Source organism: Sphaerisporangium aureirubrum, from assembly GCF_042658925.1.
GTDB classification, from domain to species: Bacteria; Actinomycetota; Actinomycetes; order Streptosporangiales; family Streptosporangiaceae; genus Sphaerisporangium; species Sphaerisporangium aureirubrum.
In genome coordinates this window covers 97375-118858 of record NZ_JBHSRF010000002.1, presented here as the reverse complement: position 1 = coordinate 118858, position 21484 = coordinate 97375, and the positions used below count along the sequence as shown (strand labels likewise).

The following is a 21484-nucleotide window of genomic DNA, read 5'->3' as shown; positions in this document are numbered from 1 at the left end:
CGATCAGGGCCGAATGTCGGTCGCGCGGCGTAGTTTCGGGATGTGAACCGTACCGATCGGCTCTACGCTCTGGTCGAGGAGCTGCGCGCGATCTCCCCCCGGTGCCGGTCCGCACGACAGCTGAGCGAGGGCTTCGGGGTGAGCGTGCGCACCGTCGAGCGAGACATCGCGACCCTCCAGCGCGCGGGCGTGCCCATCCGCGCCGAGGCGGGCAGGCGCGGCGGCTACACCATCGGCCAGTCCCCGGCGCCGCCCCCCATCGACCTCACCCCCGCCGAGGCGGTGGCCGTGGCCGTGGCGCTGAGCCGGGCGGGGAAGCGGCCGTTCGCCGCGCACGCCCGCAGCGCCCTGCGCAAGCTGGTGGCCGCCACCCCGGTGCCCGCCGAGACCCCCGGGCACCCCCTGCCAGGCGAGGTGATCTCCGCGCGGCGGGCGGCCATCGCCCGGGTCATCTCCGGCGCGCTGCTGCGCACCGAGGTCCTGCGCATCACCTACGACGACCGCGCGGGCAAGAGCACCGAGCGTGACGTCGAGCCGGGCGTGTTCATCGGCGGGCGCGGCGGCCTGTGGTACCTCGTCGCATGGTGCCGATTACGCCAGGACGTCCGGGTGTTCCGCCTGGACCGCATCGGCAGCGCCGCCGCCACCGGCGAGCCTGCCTGGCCACGCAAGCAGCTGGAAGAGTACGTCCCCGACATCCCCGACATCGTCGCCCGGGACCGCGTCCTGGACTGAACGCGGCGAGAGACGCGACGGCCCCCGCGCGATCGCGCGGGGGCCGGGCGTGGGATCGGTCAGACCCCCATGGACTGCGTCTCGTTGCTCTCCGGGGTCGGGTGCGCCGCGACCTCGGTGACGCCGTTCTTCAGGTGGTAGCGCGAGATGGCCTCCCGCAGCACCTCCTGCTTGACCTCGCCGCGCTTGGCCAGCTGCGTCAGCACCGCGAGGGTGATCGACGCGGCGTCCACGTGGAAGTGGCGGCGCAGCGCCGAGCGGGTGTCGGACAGGCCGAAGCCGTCGGTGCCGAGCGACGACCAGTCACCGGGCACCCACCGGGAGATCTGGTCCGGCACCGCCCGCATGTAGTCGCTCACGCCGACGAACGGCCCCGGTACGTCGGTCAGCTGCTGCGTGACGTACGGCACCCGCTGCTCGGCCTCGGGGTTGAGCAGGTTGTGCTCCTCGCAGTCGAGCGCGTCGCGGCGCAGCTCTGACCACGACGGCGCCGACCACACCTGCGCCGCCACGCCCCACTCCTCCGCCAGCAGCCGCTGCGCTTCCAGGGCCCAGCGACCGGCCACGCCGGAGGCCAGGATGTTGGCCCGCGGCCCCTCGATGTCCGGGGCGGCGGCGAAGCGGTAGAGGCCCTTGAGCACGCCCTCGGGGTTCAGGCCCTCGGGCTCGGCCGGCTGGACGTACGGCTCGTTGTAGACGGTGAGGTAGTAGAAGACCTCCTCGGGCTTGTCGCCGTACATGCGGCGCAGGCCGTCCTGGACGATGTACGCGATCTCGAACGCCCACGCCGGGTCGTAGGAGACCGCCGCCGGGTTGGTCGAGGCGATCAGCGGGGAGTGGCCGTCCTCGTGCTGGAGTCCCTCGCCGTTCAGGGTGGTGCGGCCGGCGGTGGCGCCGAGCAGGAAGCCCCGGCCCATCTGGTCGCCGAGCGCCCACATCTGGTCGGCGGTGCGCTGGAACCCGAACATCGAGTAGAAGATGTAGATCGGGATCATGTGCTCGCCGTGCGTGGCGTACGCCGAGCCCGCGGCGATCGTCGAGCCCATGGAGCCGGACTCGCTGATGCCCTCGTGCAGGATCTGGCCCTCGGTGGACTCCTTGTACGACAGCAGCAGGTTGCGGTCCACCGCGTCGTAGGTCTGCCCGTGCGGAGAGTAGATCTTCGCGGTCGGGAACATCGCGTCCAGGCCGAAGGTGCGCGCCTCGTCCGGGATGATCGGCACGAACCTGGAGCCGATCCCCTTGTCCCGCATCAGGTCCTTCAGCAGGCGGACGAACGCCATGGTCGTGGCGACGTTCTGCTTGCCGGAGCCCTTCTTCAGGTCGGCGTACATGGCGTCGCCGGGGAGCTTCAGCGGCTTGGCGCGTACTACGCGTTTGGGCAGGTAGCCGCCGAGGGCCGCGCGGCGCTCGCGCATGTAGGCGATCTCGTCGTCGTTCTCGCCGGGGTGGAAGTAGGGCGGCAGGTCGCCCTCCAGGTCCTTGTCGGGGATCGGGAGGTAGAGCCGGTCGCGGAACTCCTTCAGCTCGGCCTTGGTCATCTTCTTCATCTGGTGCGTGGCGTTGCGCGCCTCGAAGTCCTTGCCGAGGGTCCATCCCTTGATGGTCTGGGCGAGGATGACCGTGGGCTGGCCGACGTGCTCGCGGGCCGACTTGAACGCCGCGTAGACCTTGCGGTAGTCGTGGCCGCCGCGCGACAGCTTGCGGATGTCGTCGTCGGTGAGGTGCTCGACCATCTTGCGCAGCCGCGGGTCGTCACCGAAGAAGTTGTCGCGGATGTACTCGCCGGACTCGACGGAGTAGGTCTGGAACTGGCCGTCGGGCGTGGTGTTCATCTTGTTGACCAGCACGCCGTCGACGTCCGCGGCGAGCAACTGGTCCCAGTCGCGGCCCCAGACGACCTTGATGACGTTCCAGCCGGCGCCGCGGAAGTACGACTCCAGCTCCTGGATGATCTTGCCGTTGCCGCGGACCGGGCCGTCCAGTCGCTGCAGGTTGCAGTTGATGACGAACGTGAGGTTGTCCAGCTCCTCGCGCGAGGCCAGGCCGATCGCGCCGAGCGACTCGGGCTCGTCCATCTCGCCGTCGCCGAGGAAGCACCACACATGGCTGCGGCTGGTGTCCTTGATCTTGCGGCTCAGCAGATAGCGGTTGAACCGCGCCTGGTAAATCGCCCCGATCGCCCCGAGGCCCATCGACACCGTGGGGAACTCCCAGAAGTCGGGCATCAGGCGCGGGTGGGGGTAGGACGGCAGGCCCTTGAAGCCCTGCGACAACTCCTGGCGGAAGGCGTCGAGCTGCGCCTCGTTCAGGCGGCCCTCCAGGAACGCCCGGGCGTAGATGCCCGGCGCGGCGTGGCCCTGGATGAACACCTGGTCACCCGACTCGCCGTGATCCTTGCCGCGGAAGAAGTGGTTGAAGCCCACTTCGTACAGCGACGCCGCCGAGGCGTAGGTGGCGATGTGGCCGCCCACGTTGGTGCGGGCGTTGGCCCGGGTCACCATGACCGCGGCGTTCCACCGGATGTAGGCACGGATCCGCCGCTCGACGTACTCGTCGCCGGGGAACCAGGGCTCACGCTCCGGGGGGATCGTGTTGATGTAGTCGGTGCTGCGCAGCCCGGGCACGCCGACCTGGTGCTCGCGCGCCCGCTCTAGCAGGCGCAGCATCAGGTAACGGGCTCGGCTCCGACCCTCCGTCTTGACGACGGTGTCTAGCGACTCAAGCCACTCCTGGGTCTCGCTGGGATCGACATCAGGGAGCTGGCTGGGTAGACCGTCACTGATGATCGAGAAACGCTGGCGTCCGGAAGCCACTGGGTCTCGCCTTCCGAGGATGGACTGGTAAGCCTCTGCATCGTTGTCTAGGTCGTCTTCCATCCTGGCCGCTTACTCCGGAAAGTGCATCTCTACCGTCCGGTAACCAAGATGTCCCTGCTGGCAGTGCGCCAGCCGTGGCCTAGACCACCGATGGTAGGACGTTTTACCCAGACAATGACAAATCGCATCTAAGCACGGGGCCTCGCCCGCCCGACGCAGGGGTCGCCTCCGGGTGCCCTCGCACCTTTCTGCCTCCCCCGCCGGAGGGACTTCCAACCCCGCTGCCGCGCGATGTGCGCGCGGACCGGGATCACGAGCCTTGATGGTACGGCTCCCCGGGGGCCGTCCACACCGGAGGCTCCACCGATGAAACGTACAACCTTGATCATAACGGCGGCGGCCGTGCTCGCGGCGGGCGCGGCCGGCTGCGGGTCGCCCGCCGGCGGCGGCGCGGCCGCCGCGAGCCCGACACCCTCGGTCGACGAGTTCACCGTCCTGAAGGAATTCTCCAAGTGCGTGCGCGAGAACGGCATGCCCAGCTTCCCCGACCCTGTGCGCCAGGCCAACGGCAGGCTCAGCTTCCCGGTCCCGGAAGGCGAGGGCAAAGTGCCGTCCAACAAGGCGACGGAAGCCTGCAAATCCATCCTGCGCAGGATCCCCGGGATGAAGGGGGAGACGATCCCGGCCGCCGAGCTGGCGAAGATGCGCGAGTTCTCCAAGTGCATGCGGGACAACGGCCTGCGCGACTGGCCCGACCCCACCACCGAGGGCGCCTTCCCGCTGTCCAAACGACTGCGCGACCTCGGCAAGCGGGGATTCGTCGAGCAACTGCGGAAATGCCGGAGCATCCTGCCCGGCAAGGGCATCCAGATCACGGAAGGATGACCCCGGCGATGACGAGAACCGTCGGCGTCTCCCTGGCCGGCATCGTGGTCCTGGCCGCCGCGGGCGGCGGCTGGGTCCTGCTGCGCGAACCGCCCCCGGCGCCCCCCGCCGCGCCTCCCGCGGGCGGCACCGTCCCGGTCACGGCCGGCGACGTGGTGCAGCGGCAGCAGGTCAACGGCACCCTCACCTACGACGGCGCGTACGCGGTCACCGGCCACGGGGGCACGGTCACCCGGCTGCCCAGGATCGGCGCCACGATCAAGCGGGGCCGCGCCCTGTACGAGGCGGACGGTCGGCGGGTGCCCCTGATGTACGGCGGGCGCCCCGCCTGGCGGCCCCTCGGGCTCGGCATGACCGACGGCGCGGACGTGCTTCAGCTGGAACGCAACCTCCGGGCCCTCGGCGAACGCGGCTTCACCGTGGACCGCCACTACGACCTCGGCACCTACTACGCCGTCCGGCGCTGGCAGCGGGACAGCCACCTGCCGATCACCGGCACCGTCCCCCTCGGGCAGGTGGTCTTCCTGCCGGGGGCCATCCGGGTCACCGGCCACGACGTCAAGACCGGGGAGTCCGCGGGGGGCCAGGTGCTGCACGGCACCGGCACGGCGCCCGTGGTGACCGCCGAGCTCGACCCGGCCTCGTCGCCGCCGGTACGCAGAGGCGACAAGGTGCGCGTCGTGCTGCCCGACGGCGCCACCCGCCAGGGCCGGATCACGCGGATCAGCCCGGTCGCGCAGACCGCGCAGGCCGAGCCGGGCCAGGGCCCCGGCGAGGCGCCGTCCACCATCCCGATCACCATCCGGCTCACCGGCAAACCGTTCCGGATGCTGGACCAGGCGCTCGTCCAGGTGGACATCACCTCAGAGGAACGCAAGAACGTTCTCACCGTGCCCGTCGTCGCCCTGCTCGCCCAGCCCGGCGGCAAGTACGCCCTCGTGACCGTGGACGGGACGCGCCGCACCACGGTGCCGGTCGAGACGGGCCTGTTCGACGAGGTCGACGGGACCGTCGAGGTCACCGGCGTGCCCGAGGGCACCCTGGTGGAGGTGCCGGCCGGATGACCGTGACAGACGACGACCCGGAGGTGCTGCGGCTCTCCGAGGTCTGGAAGGTGTACCCGGGGGAGCCGCCCGTGGAGTCGGTCCGCGGCGTGTCGCTCACCGTCCGGCCCGGCGAGATGGTGGCCCTGCTCGGGCCGTCCGGCTCGGGCAAGAGCACCCTGCTCCACCTCATGGCCGCCCTGGACCGCCCTACCTCGGGGTCGGTGCGCCTCGCCGGGCACGATGTCGGGCGGTACCGCGACCGGCGGCTGGCCGGGCTGCGGGCCCACCACGTCGGGGTGGTGTTCCAGCAGTTCTTCCTGCTGGACGCCCTCACCGCCCTGGAGAACGTGGCGACCGGCCTGCTGTACCGCGGGATGCCCCGCGCCGAGCGGCGGCGCCGGGCCACGGCGGCGCTCGCCGGGGTCGGGCTCGCCCACCGCGCCGGGCACCGCTCGGCCAAGCTGTCCGGCGGCGAACGGCAGCGGGTCGCCATCGCCCGCGCCCTGGTCGGCGGCCCCGACATCGTGCTGGCCGACGAACCCACCGGCAACCTCGACTCGGTGAGCGGGGCGGGGATCATCGCGCTGCTGCACGAGCTGAACGACCAGGGCGCGACCCTGGTGATCGTCACGCACGACACGCAGGTCGCGGACGCCTGCCCGCGCCGGGTGGAACTGCGCGACGGCCGCGTCGTCGGCGACTCCGGGGCGGTGGGCCGATGAACGAGCTCAGCAGGATGCGCGTGGCCGACCTGCTGGCGGCCGGGACGCTCGGGCTGCGGTCACGGCCCCTGCGCGCCGTGCTGTCCGCGCTCGGCATCGCGATCGGGGTCGCCTCGATCGTCGCGGTGCTCGGGGTGACCCGGTCCAGCCAGTCGGCCCTGCTGGATCAGATCGACCGGCTCGGCACCAACCTGCTCACCGTCGCCAACGGCAGGGACATGGGCGGCGCCGAGGCGGCGCTGCCGCAGACCGCGAGCAGGATGATCCGGCGGCTGCCCGGGGTGGACCACGTCGCCCCCACGACCCGGCTGAACGGGCCCAGCGTCTACCGCAACGACATGATCCCCGTGGGGCAGACCGGCGGGCTGGACGTGCGGGCCTGCGACACGGCCCTGCTGGCCACGCTGGACGCGCGGGTGGCGACGGGGCGGTTCCTGGACGCCGCGAGCGCCGAGTACCCCGTCGCGGTGCTCGGCCACGAGGCGGCCCGCATGCTCGGGATCACCCGGGTGGACGCGACGACCCGGGTGCGGCTCGGCGACCACTGGTTCGGCGTCGCCGGCGTCCTGGAGCCGCTGACACTGGCGCCGGAGATCGATCGCGCCGCGCTGGTCGGGTTCCCCGTCGCCGCGCGGCTGCTCGGCTACGCCGGGTACCCGAGCCGGCTTTACGTGCGGACCGCCCAGGACCGCGTGGCGGCCGTCGCCGCGCTGCTCGCCCCCACCACCAACCCGGCGTTTCCCGAGCAGGTGGACGTGAGCCGCCCCTCGGACGCGCTCACCGTCCGCCTGTCGGTCGCGGAGGCCGGCGCCGCGCTGTTCCTCGGCCTCGGCGCCATCGCGCTGCTCGTGGGCGGCATCGGCGTCGGGAACATCATGGTGATCTCCGTCCTGGAACGCCGCGGCGAGATCGGCCTGCGCCGGGCACTCGGCGCCGGGCGGCGGCACGTGGCCGCGCAGTTCCTCGCCGAGTCGTTCCTGCTGGCGTCGGTGGGCGGCGTCGCCGGGGTGCTCGCGGGATGCGCGGTGACGCTGGGACTGGCCCGGTCCCGGGGCTGGGCCGCGCTGATCCCGCCGGAGGCGCTCTGGGGCGGCCTCGGCGTCGCCGTGGTCGTCGGCGCACTGGCGGGCCTGTATCCCGCCCTGCGCGCCGCCCGCCTCCCACCCACCGAGGCGCTGCGCGCGGTGTAGCCCACCGGGCCGGTCCCGCACCGCGGGGCCGGCCCTCCTGTTTCCGGGCGGGCTCGTCGCGCGGGCCGTGGCCTCCGGATGGGCCGGGTCAGCCGTCGGTGTCCAGCAGGGCCTCGTCCAACGGGACGAGGCCCTGCTGCAGTCCCACGATGGCGGCCTGGGTGCGGTCGGTCACCCCGAGCTTGGCGAGGATGCTCGACACGTGGGTCTTCACCGTCTCCTTGCCCAGGGACAGCGTCCGGGCGATCTCGCCGTTGGAGCGGCCCCTGGCCAGCGCGGTCAGCACCTCGCGCTCGCGGGGTGTGAGCACGTCCAGCGGGTCGCGCCGCTCGCCCTGGCGCATCCGGCGCACCAGCATTCCCGCGATGCCCGGCTCCAGCACACTGCCGCCGTGCGCCGCGGCCCGCACCGCCTCCACCACCTGGTCCACCGCCGTGGTCTTCGGCAGGTACGACAACGCCCCGAGGCGGATGGCCTCGACGATCCGCTCGTCCTCGTGGAACGACGTGAGCACGATCACCGCGGGCCGGTCCGCGCCGAGCCGCCGCAGCACCTCCAGGCCGTCCAAGCCGGGCATCACCATGTCCAGCAGCATCACCGCCGGGCGCAGCGCCGGGACGACCGCGAGGGCCCGTTCCCCGTTGGCGCACTCGCCGACCACCTCGATGCCGTCCTCCTGGTCCAGCACGAAGCGCAGCCCCTGCCGTACGACCTCGTGGTCGTCGACGATCAGTACGCGGATCACGTGACCGCCGCCCGGACCGGCAGCGGGACCGAGGCCGTGACGACCGTGCCCCCGGCCGGGCCGCTGGTCACCGAGAAGACGCCGCCGAGCTCCTCCACCCGCTCCCGCATGAGCCGCAGGCCCATCCCGTGGCTCGGCGGAGGGTGAGACGGGTCGAACCCCCGGCCGTCGTCGGCGATCCGGAGCCGCACCTCGCCGGGGGTGCCGTGCAGGCGGACGTCGACGGTGCCGGGCGCGCCGTGCTTGACCGCGTTGCCGAGGGCCTCCTGGGTGAGGCGCAGCAGCGCGTGCTCGGCGGCGGGCGGCAGGCACACCTCCTCAAGCGCGGTGCGCACGGTGATGCCGAGCCTGGACTCGTACGCCCGGCACAGTTCCTCCAGGGCGGGGATCAGCCCGGCGTCCTCCAGGGCCACCGGGCGCAGCTCCAGCAGCAGGGCCTGCATCTCGCGCAGGGTGCGCGCGGCCGTCCGCTCCATGATCTCGGACTCGCGGCCGAGCTCGGCGGGCGCGGCCCGGCGCATGCCCGCGGCGAGGAGGCTCAGGGAGAACAGGTCCTGCGAGATGGAGTCGTGCAGCTCGCGGGCGATCCTGGCCCGCTCGGCGTGACGGGCGTCCGCCCGCGCCGCGTGACGCTCGGCCTCCACGGCGGCGCCGAGCCTGCCGGTCATCCGGTTGAACCCGTCCTCCAGGCGGCTCACCTCGTCGTCGCCCCGCACGGGGACCCTGCGGGTGAAGTCGCCCCCGGCCACCGCCGTCGTCATCTCGGCCAGCCGGGTGATCCGGGAGATCAGGCCGCGGGTGCTGAGCATCCCGAACACCAGGCCCACCGGGACCACCAGCGCGAGCACCAGCGCCCCCGGGGACAGCAGCGGGCCGACGGAGTCCATGAGCGGGCCCAACCGGAGCTCCGGCGGCGCCTCGACGTATATGTAGCCGATCACCACGAGGCCCTTGGCCGCCGTCTTGCCCTGAATCTTTCCTTGAACGATCGGGTCGTCGGCGCCCGCCGCGAGGATCGGGCTGACCCACCAGAGGGCCGTGCCCAACGGCGTCAAGCCCTTCCCGCCGGTGCCCTGCGCCTCGGACGGGAGGGCGACGGGCAGGGCGGTGCCGGGAGCGTAGACGTCCGGGGAGGTGCTGCTCACGATGCGCCCGTGGGAGTCGATCAGCACCTCCACCGCCCCCGGATCCAGTTCGGTCCGGAAGGGCACTTCCTGCGCCTTCTTGTCCGTCCTGCCGAAGCCGGTCTCCGGGTTGGAGGCCTTCATCGCCGCGAGCAGGGTCTGCCACGGGTCGAGTTCCGGCATGCTGCGGGAGATCTTGTCCGTCGTCGCGCCGAGGATCTTCGCGTCCTTGCCGGCCTGGTTCTGCACCCGGCGCACCAGGTCGGATCCGCTGGCCGAGGTGATCACCAGCCCGAGAAGCACGCCTTCCACGATCAGCACCGCCGCCGCGGTGACCAGCACGTAGGACGCCGCCGTCCGTGTCCTCAGCCCGAACCGCCACATCTTCGCAGAGTAACGTTTCAGTACTTATTTCCCCTCCCTCCGCCGGGGGAGGGTCCCCCCCTCTTCTCGCCGGGCATGAGGTCGTACGAACCTGGAGGAAGGAGGGAGACTGTGTACGCGACCATAGGGGATCGGCTCGTCGTGCATGGAACGACCGTGGGGGACAGGGACCGGCCAGGCTTGATCATCGAGGTCCGCGGCCCGGACGGATGCCCGCCCTACGTCGTCCGTTTCGACGACGGGCATGTCGGATTGGTGTTCCCCGGGCCGGACGCGATTGTCGTCCCAGCTCAGCGGGGATCATAAGATCCGTTAAGTGAGATCTCAGACGTTCGAGGTGAACACCGGGAGTACGGAAAGGGTGCACGACATCACCCGGCGGTGCGAGGAGTTCGCCCGGGCCTGCGGGGGAGACGGGCTGTTGCACGTGTTCGTCCCGCACGCTACGGCGGGCGTTGCGGTGCTGGAGCTCGGGTCCGGCAGCGACGACGATCTCCTCGCCCAGCTGCGGGAACTGCTGCCGGCGGACGACCGGTGGCGGCACGCCCACGGCTCGCGCGGCCACGGCAGATCACACGTCATGCCGGCGCTGATCCCGCCGTACGCGACCATTCCGGTCATCGACGGCCGGCTGGCGCTCGGCACTTGGCAGTCCGTCGCGATCGTGGACCTCAATATCGACAACCCGGAACGACGTGTTCGTTTGTCGTTTTTGTCGAACTAACAGATAACGGTGCGGGTCACCGGCCGTGGCGACCGTTGACGACGATGGGTCACAGCGTGTGGACTGTGCCGAAGCGGCCTCGCGGAGGCCGGTAAGCCGCATACGTGCGGGGCCATCAAAGCAGGAGGGACAAACGTGAGCGCGACCGCGGGTCAGGCGCAGGGCGAGCGCGGCCTGGCCGAGCGACTCGGTCTGAAGCCGGGTCAGGTGGTGCAGGAGATCGGCTGGGACGAGGACGCCGACGAGGAGCTCCGGCAGTCGATAGAAGAGCTCACCGGTAACGAGCTGCTCGATGAGGACGCGGAAGACGTCGTCGACGTGGTGCTCATGTGGTGGCGGGACGGCGACGGGGACCTGTTCGACGCACTGAGCAACGCGACGACCGGGCTGGCCGACGGCGGCCAGATCTGGCTTCTCACGCCGAAGGTGGGCCGGGACGGCCACGTTGAACCCAGCGACATCGGGGAGGACGCCGCCACCGCGGGCCTCTCGCAGACCAGCAGTGTCAGTGCGGCCCGGGACTGGTCGGGGACGCGGCTCGTCACGCCAAAGGGACGCCGCTAGAGACTTCACTCCTTCGCCGCCATCCCTGCCGTACGGCTGACCTGGGCCGTACGGCAGCCGGATGTGCCCGGTCCGTGGTTCATATCGTGTGGGGAGAGAACGGTATGGCGGTCGACGTGGGCGACAAGGCCCCGGACTTCGAGCTGAGGGACCAGCACGGCGCGCCCGTCCGGCTCGCCGACTTCCGAGGCAAGCGCGTCGTGCTCATGTTCTACCCGCTGGCTTTCAGCGGGGGTTGTCACGGGGAACTCTGCGCCATCCGCGACGATTTCCTGGTCGCCGCGCCCTCGGACGTGCAGGTGCTGACGGTCTCCGTCGACTCCATGTTCAGCCATCGGGCCTGGGCGGACCGGGAGAAGTTCACCTTCCCCCTGCTCTCCGACTTCTGGCCGCACGGCGCGGTGGCTCAGGCATACGGTGTCTTCGATGTGGAGAAGGGCTTCGCGGTGCGGGGCACCTTCGTCATCGACGGCGAGGGCGTGGTCCGCTGGAAAGCGGTGAACCCCGTCGCCACGCCGCGCGACATCTCCGAGTACCTCCAGGTACTCGACGAAATCTCGTAGTGAAGGCCGCCCTGGGGGCGGTCAGGCGAGGATGAAGGCGGTGGCGACGATGCCCTGCTACCGATGCGGGATCCGCCAGACGGACCCGATCCGCGGCGCGAGCCCCTGGCGACGTGCCGTACACCACGACTCCCAGGTCCTGATCTGCCCCAACTGCCAGCGCGAACACGACCTGGACCTGGACCGCTGCGCCAACTGCAACTCCACGACCCTGATCTGCCGCCTGGGCGAAATAGAATGCCGCACCTGCGGCACCACCCGGAGCGCCACCCCCCCACCCCCCACCGACCCCACCCCTCCCGGCCTCTCCGAAGAGGTGGCCGCCGCCCTGACCCGAGTTCTGGGCACCCACCCCACCCCCTGATCCCTCTCACCACTCCGGTCCACGTGATCCAGCCCGATCGCGTTTCGTCCTGTAACGAGCCACACCTGGGCTGCTTTGACGTGCGCGCTCCCATCCGCGACACTGCGCGGGTAAAAAGCGCGACCCGCGGCAAGGGAGAAGAACTTCGGTGCACCGCTCCACCCACTGCGGTTCCTCCGGCAAGACGAGGCCACACGCATGAGCACCTACGTCGTGGCCCTCGACGTCGGCGGCACCTCCATGAAGGGCGGCCTGGTGACCGCCGAAGGCGAGATCCTCCTGACGGACCGCCGCCCCACCTCCCGCACCGAAGGCCCCCTGAGGGTCATCGAGAAGATCCGCGATTTCGTCGAAGACCTCTCCGCGGCGGGCAAAGGCACCACCGCGGCCGTAGGCATCGTCGTCCCCGGCCCCGTGGCCGGCAACACCGCCGTCTACTCCGCCAACATCGGCTGGAAGAACGTCCCCGCCACCGACTTCTCCCCCCTGAACGTCCCCGTCAGCCTGGGCCACGACGTCCGCACCGCCGGCCTGGCCGAAAGCGTCCTAGGCGCCGCCCGCTCCCAGCCCGACTTCCTCTTCCTCTCCATAGGCACCGGCATAGCCGCCGCCCTGATCCTCCAAGGCGACCCCTACGCGGGCTCCACCGGCTGGAGCGGCGAAATAGGCCACATCCCCGTGATCCCCACCGGCGAACGCTGCACCTGCGGCCAGATCGGCTGCCTGGAAACCTACGCCTCCGCCGCCTCCATAGCCCGCCGCTACACCGAACACCTGACCCGCGCCAGCTCCATAACCCCCACCCCCCACATCACCGCCCCCCTGACCGCCGAAGACGTAATAGCCCGAGCCATGCGAGGCGACCCCCAAGCGGCCCTAGTCTGGGACGAGGCCCTAGAAGCCCTCTCCCTGGCCCTGGCCACCTACACCCTCCTCATGGACCCCTCCTCCATAGTCCTAGGCGGCGGCCTGGCCGAAGCCGGCCACCCCCTCTACTCCCCCCTGGCAGAACGCCTCCAAGAAAAACTGACCTGGCGCCAAGCCCCACCCCTCCACCACGCCGCCCTAGGCATGAACGCCGGAATGCTAGGCGCCGCCCTACTGGCCTGGCAGTCAGCAGGCCACCAAAACCCCGGCACCACCTGGCCACTCGATGCACCCACCCCCCCACCTGTACCGTAAGGTTATGGTCCACCCCCACAGGGGGCGCTTAGCTCAGCGGTAGAGCACTCGCCTTACAAGCGAGGGGTCACTGGTTCGAACCCAGTAGCGCCCACCAGCCCAAACAGCCCCGTCTCCCACCTCGGAAAACGGGGCTCGTGCCATTACCGTGCCACTAGCACTCATCGATGATCTCGCTCGGTGAGCACTCGCCTTGGCGGAACCACACTCGCGATCTTGCTGTCCATCACATCGGCGATCTTCCGGTCCGCCTCCGCCGTACTGTGCTGATAGATCATCGCGGCCCGCACGCTGTCATGCCCCATCCGCTCCATGAGGTCCCGCAGGCTCGCCCCCGAGCCGGCCGCGAGCGTGTTGCCGGTATGCCGGAGATCATGGAAATGCGGATCCGGGAAACCAGCCTTGCGCGTGACGCTCGCCCACTTGGCCGCCCGCCGAAAGTTGCACGGAACACTGCCCGATCGCTGGTCGGGTCCAGATCCGGCAACGGCAGCTCGGCCACGACCCAACTCCTCGACTCGTACATACGTGTATCGCCGACGAGAATAGCGACCAGCACCGCCGGAGGTAATCCCGATGGATCACCACAACACGCACTCCGTCAGCGTGGCAGGCGTGATCATCGACGACCGAGGCCGAGCCCTCCTCAGCCAACGCCGCGACAACGGCCACTGGGAAGCCCCCGGCGGCATCCTCGAACACCACGAAGACATCCACACCGGCCTACGCCGCGAAATCCGCGAAGAAACCGGCCTCGACGTCGACCCCATCACCCTCACCGGCGTCTACAAGAACATGAGCCGCAGCATCATCGCCCTGGTCTTCCGCTGCAAGGTCATCGGCGGCACCCTCACCCAGACCGACGAGGCCCGCTCATACCGCTGGGTCACCGCAGACGAGGTCCGCACCCTCGCATCCGAAGCATTCGCCGTCCGGGTCCTAGACGCCATGCGCGACGACCAGACGCCAGCCATCCGCCACCACAACGGCACACACTTGCTTTGAAGCAGTTGCCCCGATGGGCACACTGGATCTTGCCGAATTTCGCTATTCAGTATCAAGGGCGGCGCTCCGCGCCGCTGTGCGGCCCGAGCCCAGGCCGCACGCTGCGCGTGCGGCCTGGGGGCCGTTCTCGCGCGCGCCTGTGCTCGGGCCGCACACTGATAGTTACTTCGATCGCAAGGGACTGCTATCGGCTAGATGGAGCTCCTGAGTCGCCAAAACACACCGGACTTCTTGTAGGGAGGCATGGTTTTGTGCTTAGCGATGAAGATGACCACGGTCGGGTAGCCGCCAGGCTCCCAGTGACCAGTCTCGGGGCATCGTTGCCCCGTCTTAGCCGTTATGTCGCTATCCCGGCACACGTTGCCTCCAGTAGTCGATCGGGTGAAAGCGCTTTTCGCCCGTGACCACGCTGGAGCCTGACCAGTCGCACCCCTTATAGCAGAATGCGTCGCTTAGCTGCTAGAGTCGCCAACTGCCAAGTATGACAAGCCCCGGCTGCTGCGATGGTCAGGCACCGCCCCGGCCTCCTGTAGCCGGGTTTTTGCGTTGCAGAAACTCTAGTGGTGCGCAGGGTGGTAGTTGGGCGAGGGTGAAATGAGTGACACTCACATTTTCGCCGGAGTGGAATCCTGTGACCTGCGGGTTTGCTTAATTCCATGATCATCACAATGTCGGAATTAGGCGTATCGCTACGATTTGCGACAAGTGTGGCGTTACCAATTCGTTGTAAGAATTCACTTTGAAGCGCCATCTTCGAGAGGCGAACGTTCGCGTATGCCTCCAAAAGCAGCCAATATGCGCAGTGTGTGAGTGTATACAGCTTGGCCTTTTTGTCCTCCTCGCTGGTCGAGTGTCCCGGTTGAGGCCATCGAGTCAATGGGTGCCTTCGGCGTCGCTTCGCGATCAACTTTGTTGACCCTTGACACGATGACCTCGCCCTGGGGTTGGCAGCTACGAGGAGGACGGGGGAGGAGCAGGGGACGAGCGGATACTGCAATGCGTACTGCGACAGCCCTCACGCAACCACCCACGATCGCGCTGTCGGCCGTCGTAGCGAGGCAGATCGCAGGTCCAGGACAACGGGCGGGCAGTTTTAACAGAGAAGTAGTTACCTGGCCGATCCTGCATGTTGGGGCACTCCGGAATGCCATTCGTGTGCCTGAGTCCGTGCCGCAGCGTGCCATTCAGAGTGATTGGATAGCAGATTACGGCCGTGATCACCGTGCCATTAGTGTGCCATTAGGTCGGGTCGGGGATGGTGGTTCACGGTTTGCGTACTGTGGCGCGCCGCAGGTTGGAGGACCAGCGAGACGAGCATGGCTCCCTTACAAGCGAGGGGTCACTGGTTCGAGCCCAGTAGCGCCCACGCAGGTCAGCCCGTCTTCTTGAGTCTGTCCCGAAGATCGGTAACAGCGGCTTGGGAGAGATTCGGGAGATCAACTCTCCCGGGCGCTTCCCGGAGCGGTCGTAGCAACTCGTCGAGCATGGCGACGGGAGAGTGCGGAGCCATCGCGAACCGCTCCGCTGGTGACGTCTCCCACCGGTCCTGAAGGCGGCCGACGATCCTGCGGAGCATCCCCTCGGACGTGTGCGAGTAGGTGCCGATGATCCCATGCAGATCGTGACCGAGACGCTCCTCGGACGCGACGGTCCTCCCGGCCACCGCAGAGGCGAGGCACTGCGTCGGTGAGCATGTTGGATCCTGGCTTCGGAAACGCCGGCGGGGTACCACTGGGAATTTTGACCGTCGGCGCCTTGTGGGATGCGGTGATGGAACAAGGGTGAGGATCGGCGTTTTTCGCGGTACTAGCCGCCATTTCGTTCTACGTGGGCGTGGAATGGCTGCGCGAGCGCTGGGGTGTGACGGTTAAGGGCCGTCAGCGCGCTGCCGGGCGCGGCTGAAGGCTGAGGTTGGGATCGTGGTCATGAAGCCCAAGGAAGCCGTACAAGCAGCCCACCAGGCGGCAGAAACCGATCCCGGGACGGACGTGTGAGCGCCGACACAGAGGCCCTCGTGGCGTTCCTCCGGGCACGACTCGGCGCCGACGAGCAGGTTGCGCTGGACTGGCAGCGCCACAAGCGCGCCTTGACTGATGCGTACCTGGCCGATCCACGCAGACAGCATGTCCGCACGTTGCGTAAGCCCGTAGAGGCCGCCCAGGTGGCAGAGTTCGCGTACAAGAGCCGGTTCGACCCGCCCCGTACGCTGCGTGAAGTCGAGTTCATGCGGTGGTTGCTGAGCGAGCGTGAGCAGTAACCGATCACCGACCCGGACGGGCGTGAGCGCCCGGACTGGCCGGAGCGGGTGTGCTCGATCGACGGTGATCAGTGGATGGGCACGCCTGGATGGGCAATGGAGGGTGAGGCGGAGTCCGCGTACTGCGCGCTCCGCCGGCTGGCCCTTGTCTACGCCGGCCACGAGGACTACCAGGAGGCGTGGTGCCCATGAGCGAGGTCCCGGCCTGGCCGCTGTCCGGCGGCGAGGAGCGGCAGCCTCCTGGCCCATCAATGGCGCCGGTGGCCGTACCTGAGGAGGAGCATTGAGCGACGAGTTGTCTGGGCCCGCTGCGGCGTTCGCCCAGCGGGTGGAACGCGAACGAGTCAACAAGGGCCTGTCCAAGACGCTGCTCGTCGAGCGGGCCGGGATCGGCCGTGTGACCCTGGACCGGCTTGGCACCCGAACAAGAGAGCCGCGTCCTTCGACGGTGATCGGTCTAGCGGACGCACTGGACATCGACCACGACGAGGCGTTCGAACTCGCCGGGCTGGCTACCCATGCCGAGCACCAGCGCGAGGCTTCGGACCCGTCCAGTTTGGCGGAGGTGCTCGCCCGGCGGATGCCCGACGTCGACGAGGAAATCCTCGCCCGTGTGGTACTCAACCTGGCGGACATCGTGCGGGAGGTAGCCGAGGAGTTGTTCGACCGCGCGAAGAAGGGCCGGGAGGATGCGTGAGCACCAGCTCGGCGGGTCCAGGCGGGGTGACTAGTCGGTGCCGGAGCCGGCGCGACGGCATGCGACCGCCGCGTCATCAGAATTCACCCCAGTGCCGACCAGGTCGCTTATGCAAGCCCAGAAGCCGTACCCGTGTGGCCTGGCGCCCACTTGGCACGCCAAGGTACGAGGGCCGGTGATGGCGTAGGGCAGATATGTTCACGATGTCCGTACGTTTGAGCGCTGTACAGGGCCCGTGCATGACCAGAAGCGGTCAAATAAGGTCATCAAGGAAGTGGAGCGGGAGGACGTGTGAGCAACGCCCGGTCCCGGTGTTCGAGACTCTCGATTACCTCGTCTTTCTGCTGATAGCAGCCCAGGCCAAGCGGATAGCTCGTTGACGGGCGCTCAGCCCGTGGGGTGACGACGGCAACGAGTGGTCGGGCAACCGCCGTTGGACATCCGCATCGTCCACGCTGGAAATCTCCTGGCCTGACATCGACGACGTCGACATCACTGTCCTGGTGGACCCCATCACCAAGGCCGACCAGACGCAGCATCTCCCACCGCTCGTGGTCGCCCGTCTCCTCCTCGAAGAACTCACTGATGATCAAGGCAGGTTCTTACCAGCCGGCGGAGGTGGAGGAGGAGCGGGACAGGCGGCTGTGGATGCGTTTCGGCGCGGCGAGGAACCGGCGGGCGCGGTCGGTGGCGGCGGGAAGCCCGACCTGGACGAGCCCGCTGAGCCTGCGGTCGCCTAGGAGACCTGGTAGACCCACAGGCCCCAGTAGTACCTCTGATCGACGGTGTCCCACACCGACTGACTGCAGTAGTACGACGAGAACTGAGGGCTTTGGGTCAGGCTGTTGCCGAAATACTGGCAGGCGCTCAAGGTGTAGTACACGCCGAACCGCCACCAGCCGAGGGCTGCGACTTTGGTGACGGTGGAGCGGTCCGCGGGCGCGGCGGCCTGGGCCGGGGTCCCCAGGCCCATCAGCAGTCCGGTGGCGATGCCGGCAATTGCAACAGCCGTGCGAAGTCGACGCATCATGTCCCCTCGGTTAAGGTCTACGACCTGCCGAGCAGGACCCTAGGAGCGACGCCGGCGCGATGGCGATGATCGCCGCTCGGGACAGCGGCGCTTCCTCACGGAGCTCGGCCACATCCGCAGTCCTTATTTCACGCGCTCCCCCGTGCGTCAACTTCACCGGACAGTCCAGGAGGAATCCCCACGACAGCCGTGAAAACTTCAGCACAGCCCCTAGTACGTCGGGCAGACGAACCGACGCAAGGATCTTCGCCGACTTGGCCCTGCCGAACCCCTCGGGATGGTCCGGCGAGGGGAGAACCGCTGGGCGGTGAGGTCCACCAGCCTGGCCTCCGGTACTCAGGGTGGGGCGGGGAACTCGTCGGTATGTGAGAGGCCCGGTCACTGTCTCTGCTTCGGAGTCAGGGGGTGTCGGGTTCGGTCGCCGGTCCAGGCTGCTTCGAGGATTGCGGTCAGGCTGGCGGGGTCGGTTGGGCCTGGATGGTTTTGGATCAAGCGGGTGACGCCGCTGGCCATCTCTGCGAAGCGTGGGAGGTCGGCGCGTGCGACGCCGATGTCCGCCAAGGTGGTGGGGATGCCGATGTCGGCGAGGAGTTCGTCGAGCCAGGTGAGGAATATATCTGCGGCCTCGGCATCTGAGGCGTCGGCCACGTCGAGGCCGCACACCCTGGCGAGGATGGTCAACCGGTCGCCGATGGCATCCCTGGCCGCGTCCAGCGCGTAGGGCAGCAGCAGGCCGACGCCGAGGCCGTGTGGTGTGTGGGTGGCTGCGCCGATGGGGTACTGGAGGGCGTGCGGAGCCGCGTTGCCCGCGTGGGAGAACGCGAGCCCGGCCAGCATGGACCCGTAGGACATGTCCGCGCGCGCGTCCTTGTCGCCTCCGTCCCTGACGACATGGGGCAGGCTGCGGGCGATCCGCTCCGCGGCAAGGAGCGCGTAGTGATCGGTGATCGGGTTGCGGCCGAGGAAGACCTGCTCCACCGGGTCGCGCGGTCCGTGGGGCCGGGGTCGCGCGGTGTAGCTCTCCACGGCGTGACAGAACGCGTCGATGCCGGAGTGGGCAGTGACGGTCGCGGGGCAGGTGTAGGTGAGCTCGGGGTCGACGATGGCGAAGTCGGGCACGATGTGGACGCTGGAGACCCCCACCTTCAGCTCGCGGTCCGGGTCGGTCAGCACCGAGACGGGCGTGAGCTCGGAGCCGGTGCCTGACGTCGTCGGGACCGCGACGAGAGGAATCGTCGGCCCCGGCACCTTCGACTCGCCGTAGAAGTCGCGCGGCGTCCCGCCGTGGCGCCGGATGACGCCGACGATTTTGGCGAGGTCGATCACCGTGCCACCCCCGATGGCGAGGATCACGTCGGCGTCCACCTCTGCGGCGACCGAGACGGCCAGGTCGACATCGGCGAGTGGCACGTCCGGAGTCGCGTCGGCGAACACCCCGACGACTTCGACCTTCTCCCGCACGGCGGCCACGATCTCGGCCACGCCCGGCTGCCCCAGAAGAACCCGGTCGGTCACGATGAGGACTCGCGAGCCACACTCGGCCACCACTCGCGGGATGTTCTGCGCGACCCCTTCGCCCACTATCAGCTGGCGTGGTCCGCGGACGGTCTCAAGCATGTCAGTGCCTCTCTGGAACGTCGGCGGTGAGTTGCCGGGCGGACATCCAGGTCACCTGCGAGACCGGGACGGCGTCGGCGAGGTTGGCTGCCGGGTGGCGCAGGCGCGCGCGCCGGCGGAGTCGACGGCGTCCCCGGCTGCCAGCGTGACCATGGCCCGGGTCCCGCCCCACGGGTGGAGGCCGGTCACGGTAGGTCGATCGCCACGTAGGTGACGTCGAGATACTCAAGGACGCCCTCGTGCGACCCCTCCTTGCCGATCCCGGACTGCTTCACGCCTCCGAACGGAGCCGACGGGTCCGAGATCAGCCCACGGTTGATGCCGAGCATCCCCGTCTCCAGCCCCTCGCTGAACCGGAGCGCCCGCTGGAGGTCACGGGTGAAGACGTATCCGGCCAGGCCGTGCTCGGTGTCGTTGGCCTTCGCCATCACCTCGTCGTCGGACGTGAACGAGATGATCGGCGCCACCGGGCCGAAGATTTCCGTCTCCAGCATCCGCGCGTCTTCCGGCACGTCGACGAGGACCGTGGGCGGGTAGAAGTGGCCCGGCCCATCCGGACGCTCGCCGCCCACCAGGACACGGGCGCCGCGATCGACCGCGTCGGCGACGAGCTCGTCGATCTTGGTGACCGAGGCCTCGTCGATCAACGCCCCGACATCCACGCCGTCGTCGAGACCATGGCCCACCGAGAGCGCGCCCATCCGCTTGGCGAAGCGCGCCGCGAACTCCTCGCGCACCGGCTCCTCGACGTAGATTCGGTTGGCCGCGATGCAGGACTCCCCGATGTTGCGCATCTTGGCCACCATGGCACCGTCGAGCGCGACGTCCAGGTCCGCGTCGGCGCACACGATCAGGGCCGCGTTGCCGCCCAGTTCCATGGAGGTGCGCAGCACGTTGTCCGCCGCCTGTCGTAGCAGCACGCGCCCGACCTCGGTCGACCCGGTGAACGAAAGCTTGCGGGTCCGGCGGTCGGCCAGCAGTGCTGAGACCACCTCGCCGGCACGCTTGGTCGTCACGACGTTGACGACGCCCGGCGGAACGCCGACCTCCTCCATGATGCGGGCCAGGAACAGCATGGTGAGCGGCGTCTGGGCCGCCGGCTTGGTGATCGTCGTGCAGCCCGCCGCCAGCGCAGGAGCGATCTTGCGGGCACCCATGGCCAACGGAAAGTTCCAGGGCGTCACGAAGACGCACGGTCCGACCGGCTTCGGCACGGTGAGGATGCGATATCCACCAGCGGGAGCGGTGTTGAAGCGCCCCTCGACGCGGACCGCCTCCTCGGCGAACCAACGGAAGAACTCGGCGCCGTAGGCCACCTCTCCCCGAGCCTCGGCGAGCGGCTTGCCCATCTCGAGCGTTATCAGCCGGGCGACCTCCTCGGATCGCTCGGTCAGTGCCCGGTACGTCGCGGTCAGCAACTCCGACCGTTTCCGCGGCGGGGTCGCCGCCCACTCCGCCATAGCCTTGCTCGCCGCCTCCAGAGCGGCGAGCCCGTCAGCGACGCCGGCGTCCGCCACCTCGGCGATGGTCTTTCCGGTGGCCGGGTCCTCGACGGCAAAGGTGGCTCCGCCGGCGGCGTCGCGCCAGGCGTCGCCGATCCGGAGCCGCCGGTGCTCGGGGGCCAGGACGTTCATCGGGTCACTCATCGCGTCGCCTCCTGTGATGTTCTTGGTGATGTCCCGTGGCCTCGGCCATGGCCGCAGGGCGACGCCCCGCGCCACCGATCGCCTTCTCGGGCCATGGCTGCTTCCGCGTCGTCAGGCCGTGCTCACCGGTGACGGTCCGCCGAGGGGCGATCGCCACGTGCGGGCGCATGTCGACGTCGCCGCCC

21 protein-coding genes, 1 tRNA gene and 1 pseudogene are annotated in these 21484 nt (G+C 69.3%); 15 read left to right on the top strand and 8 right to left on the bottom strand.

What is annotated here, in order from left to right:
* Positions 1-42: 42 nt before the first annotated feature.
* Positions 43-735, top strand: a complete 693-nt coding sequence (locus ACFP1K_RS02010) for a helix-turn-helix transcriptional regulator (RefSeq protein WP_380746435.1) — start codon at positions 43-45, stop codon at positions 733-735.
* A gap of 59 nt (positions 736-794) precedes the next feature.
* Here the strand turns inward: ACFP1K_RS02010 and aceE are convergent, their stop codons facing one another.
* Positions 795-3551, bottom strand: a complete 2757-nt coding sequence (gene aceE / locus ACFP1K_RS02005) for a pyruvate dehydrogenase (acetyl-transferring), homodimeric type (protein WP_380746433.1) — start codon at positions 3549-3551, stop codon at positions 795-797.
* Between the two features lie 384 nt (positions 3552-3935).
* Between aceE and ACFP1K_RS02000 the strand changes: the two genes are divergently transcribed.
* From ACFP1K_RS02000 to ACFP1K_RS01985, 4 genes are read left to right on the top strand one after another with little or no spacing between them, the layout of a single operon-like run.
* The gene (locus ACFP1K_RS02000; protein WP_380746431.1) at positions 3936-4439 is read left to right on the top strand and encodes a hypothetical protein; all 504 of its coding nucleotides are present in this window, start codon (positions 3936-3938) and stop codon (positions 4437-4439) included.
* A gap of 8 nt (positions 4440-4447) precedes the next feature.
* Positions 4448-5503: a peptidoglycan-binding protein gene (locus ACFP1K_RS01995; protein WP_380746429.1), complete on the top strand. Its 1056-nt coding sequence runs from the start codon at positions 4448-4450 to the stop codon at positions 5501-5503.
* Positions 5500-6207, top strand: coding sequence for an ABC transporter ATP-binding protein (locus ACFP1K_RS01990; protein ID WP_380746427.1), 708 nt, complete (start codon positions 5500-5502; stop codon positions 6205-6207). Before ACFP1K_RS01995 ends, ACFP1K_RS01990 begins: the two co-directional genes overlap by 4 nt.
* Positions 6204-7397: an ABC transporter permease gene (locus tag ACFP1K_RS01985; RefSeq protein ID WP_380746425.1), complete on the top strand. Its 1194-nt coding sequence runs from the start codon at positions 6204-6206 to the stop codon at positions 7395-7397. The genes ACFP1K_RS01990 and ACFP1K_RS01985 overlap by 4 nt, the downstream gene beginning before the upstream one ends.
* An 88-nt stretch (positions 7398-7485) precedes the next feature.
* Here the strand turns inward: ACFP1K_RS01985 and ACFP1K_RS01980 are convergent, their stop codons facing one another.
* Positions 7486-8142, bottom strand: coding sequence for a response regulator (locus ACFP1K_RS01980; protein WP_380746423.1), 657 nt, complete (start codon positions 8140-8142; stop codon positions 7486-7488).
* Positions 8139-9650: a sensor histidine kinase gene (locus tag ACFP1K_RS01975; protein ID WP_380746421.1), complete on the bottom strand. Its 1512-nt coding sequence runs from the start codon at positions 9648-9650 to the stop codon at positions 8139-8141. Before ACFP1K_RS01975 ends, ACFP1K_RS01980 begins: the two co-directional genes overlap by 4 nt.
* Before the next feature lie 75 nt (positions 9651-9725).
* Here ACFP1K_RS01975 and ACFP1K_RS01970 point away from each other — a divergent pair, with 75 nt between their 5' ends.
* The 7 genes from ACFP1K_RS01970 to ACFP1K_RS01940 all read left to right on the top strand — a co-directional run bounded on the left by ACFP1K_RS01970 (position 9726) and on the right by ACFP1K_RS01940 (position 13144).
* Positions 9726-9956 carry a DUF1918 domain-containing protein gene (locus ACFP1K_RS01970; RefSeq protein ID WP_380746419.1) on the top strand — a complete coding sequence of 77 codons (231 nt, stop codon included), beginning with the start codon at positions 9726-9728 and terminating at the stop codon, positions 9954-9956.
* A 10-nt stretch (positions 9957-9966) separates the two neighbouring features.
* A complete protein-coding gene (locus ACFP1K_RS01965) occupies positions 9967-10374 on the top strand; it encodes a secondary thiamine-phosphate synthase enzyme YjbQ (RefSeq protein WP_380746417.1) in 408 nt (135 codons plus the stop codon).
* A 135-nt stretch (positions 10375-10509) separates the two neighbouring features.
* Positions 10510-10938: a DUF3052 domain-containing protein gene (locus tag ACFP1K_RS01960; protein ID WP_380746415.1), complete on the top strand. Its 429-nt coding sequence runs from the start codon at positions 10510-10512 to the stop codon at positions 10936-10938.
* Positions 10939-11042: 104 nt separating this feature from the next.
* Positions 11043-11501: a peroxiredoxin gene (locus tag ACFP1K_RS01955; RefSeq protein ID WP_380746413.1), complete on the top strand. Its 459-nt coding sequence runs from the start codon at positions 11043-11045 to the stop codon at positions 11499-11501.
* 49 nt (positions 11502-11550) lie between these two features.
* Positions 11551-11865 (top strand): hypothetical protein, encoded by a 315-nt coding sequence (locus ACFP1K_RS01950; RefSeq protein WP_380746726.1) that lies wholly within the window; start codon positions 11551-11553, stop codon positions 11863-11865.
* Between the two features lie 198 nt (positions 11866-12063).
* Positions 12064-13047, top strand: a complete 984-nt coding sequence (locus tag ACFP1K_RS01945) for an ROK family protein (protein ID WP_380746411.1) — start codon at positions 12064-12066, stop codon at positions 13045-13047.
* Positions 13048-13069: 22 nt separating this feature from the next.
* Positions 13070-13144 (top strand) — tRNA-Val (locus ACFP1K_RS01940).
* A 64-nt stretch (positions 13145-13208) separates the two neighbouring features.
* On the opposite strand, the gene ACFP1K_RS01935 is transcribed toward ACFP1K_RS01940, so the two are convergent.
* Positions 13209-13556, bottom strand: coding sequence for a tyrosine-type recombinase/integrase (locus tag ACFP1K_RS01935; RefSeq protein ID WP_380746409.1), 348 nt, complete (start codon positions 13554-13556; stop codon positions 13209-13211).
* Positions 13557-13623: 67 nt separating this feature from the next.
* Here ACFP1K_RS01935 and ACFP1K_RS01930 point away from each other — a divergent pair, with 67 nt between their 5' ends.
* The 3 genes and pseudogenes from ACFP1K_RS01930 (at position 13624) to ACFP1K_RS01920 (ending at position 17006) form a co-directional block, all read left to right on the top strand.
* Entirely contained in the window at positions 13624-14052 is a 429-nt protein-coding gene (locus ACFP1K_RS01930; RefSeq protein ID WP_380746406.1) for an NUDIX hydrolase, read from the top strand.
* A gap of 1990 nt (positions 14053-16042) precedes the next feature.
* A pseudogene (locus tag ACFP1K_RS01925) lies at positions 16043-16501 on the top strand (DUF6221 family protein).
* A 91-nt stretch (positions 16502-16592) separates the two neighbouring features.
* On the top strand, positions 16593-17006 hold the full coding sequence (locus ACFP1K_RS01920; protein WP_380746404.1) for a helix-turn-helix domain-containing protein: 414 nt from the start codon (positions 16593-16595) through the stop codon (positions 17004-17006).
* A 602-nt stretch (positions 17007-17608) separates the two neighbouring features.
* Here the strand turns inward: ACFP1K_RS01920 and ACFP1K_RS01915 are convergent.
* The 4 genes from ACFP1K_RS01915 to ACFP1K_RS01900 form a co-directional block, all read right to left on the bottom strand.
* Positions 17609-17764, bottom strand: a complete 156-nt coding sequence (locus ACFP1K_RS01915; RefSeq protein ID WP_380746402.1) for a hypothetical protein — start codon at positions 17762-17764, stop codon at positions 17609-17611.
* Complete coding sequence (locus ACFP1K_RS01910) at positions 17743-17979, bottom strand: hypothetical protein (protein ID WP_380746400.1); 237 nt, start codon at positions 17977-17979, stop codon at positions 17743-17745. The genes ACFP1K_RS01915 and ACFP1K_RS01910 overlap by 22 nt, the downstream gene beginning before the upstream one ends.
* 435 nt (positions 17980-18414) lie before the next feature.
* Complete coding sequence (locus ACFP1K_RS01905; protein ID WP_380746398.1) at positions 18415-19653, bottom strand: iron-containing alcohol dehydrogenase; 1239 nt, start codon at positions 19651-19653, stop codon at positions 18415-18417.
* A gap of 185 nt (positions 19654-19838) precedes the next feature.
* Positions 19839-21299: an NAD-dependent succinate-semialdehyde dehydrogenase gene (locus ACFP1K_RS01900; protein ID WP_380746396.1), complete on the bottom strand. Its 1461-nt coding sequence runs from the start codon at positions 21297-21299 to the stop codon at positions 19839-19841.
* Positions 21300-21484 lie beyond the last annotated feature (185 nt).